This window comes from Enterobacter cloacae complex sp. IR5459 (genome assembly GCF_049238005.1).
Taxonomy (GTDB): domain Bacteria; phylum Pseudomonadota; class Gammaproteobacteria; order Enterobacterales; family Enterobacteriaceae; genus Enterobacter; species Enterobacter hormaechei_C.
Genome location: NZ_JBMKIG010000068.1, coordinates 1 through 841, shown reverse-complemented (window position 1 = coordinate 841; position 841 = coordinate 1). Strand labels below are relative to the sequence as shown.

Sequence of the window (841 nt, the reverse complement as noted above, 5' to 3'; positions counted from 1 at the left end):
GTCGCTGTCGTTCTCAAAATCGGTGGAGCTGCATGACAAAGTCATCGGGCATTATCTGAACATAAAACACTATCAATAAGTTGGAGTCATTACCCCCCGGACGAGTGGGAATCCATGGTAGGGATTTTTACCGAAATGGAAGAACACTATTATGGCGAAGGTATCATTCAGGAAGCGTTGATGAAGGATTATCTCTGTAAAAAGTTATTCAACCGGCTTTCCGGTACCCTGGTGATCAGAGCGCGCTGCGGCAATAACATTACTGGCCTGGCATGTTGCAATATTCTTTATCCCTCGCCCCGATACAGCGGTCAGCTGCATATTAAAGAGCTGTATGTTTCTCAGTGCGATCGAAATAAGGGCACGGGTAAAGCGATAATGCGCTTTATAGCCCGGCTTGCGCTTGAACAGGAATGCCTTAGCCTTAGCTGGAACGCTGAAAAATCCAACCCCGGCGCTAACCGTTTTTATCAGGCTCTGGGAGGCAGAATAAATGATCATATCGTCAATTATTACCTCCACGGGGAGAGCCTGAGCAAACTGGCCTCAGGCATTTGAGAAGCACACGGTCACACTGCTTCCGGTAGTCAATAAACCGGTAAACCAGCAATAGACATAAGCGGCTATTTAACGACCCTGCCCTGAACCGACGACCGGGTCGAATTTGCTTTCGAATTTCTGCCATTCATCCGCTTATTATCACTTATTCAGGCGTAGCAACCAGGCGTTTAAGGGCACCAATAACTGGGTGATGCTGCCAACTTACTGATTTAGTGTATGATGGTGTTTTTGAGGTGCTCCAGTGGCTTCTGTTTCTATCAGCTGTCCCTCCTGTTCAGCT

At 47.4% G+C, this 841-nt stretch carries 2 protein-coding genes; both read left to right on the top strand.

What is annotated here, in order from left to right; all coding sequences use genetic code 11:
- Positions 1-79, top strand: a 79-nt coding sequence (locus ACOTX4_RS25975; protein ID WP_001401901.1) for an IS1 family transposase, incomplete at its 5' end; no start/stop codon positions are given.
- A 101-nt stretch (positions 80-180) separates the two neighbouring features.
- Positions 181-558, top strand: a complete 378-nt coding sequence (locus ACOTX4_RS25970; RefSeq protein WP_000656305.1) for a GNAT family N-acetyltransferase — start codon at positions 181-183, stop codon at positions 556-558.
- Positions 559-841: the final 283 nt, after the last annotated feature.

Coding starts and splice junctions, on each gene's coding strand:
- ACOTX4_RS25970 (WP_000656305.1), top strand. CDS start 181: ATGAAGGATTATCTCTGTAAAAAGTTATTCAACCGGCTTTCCGGTACC.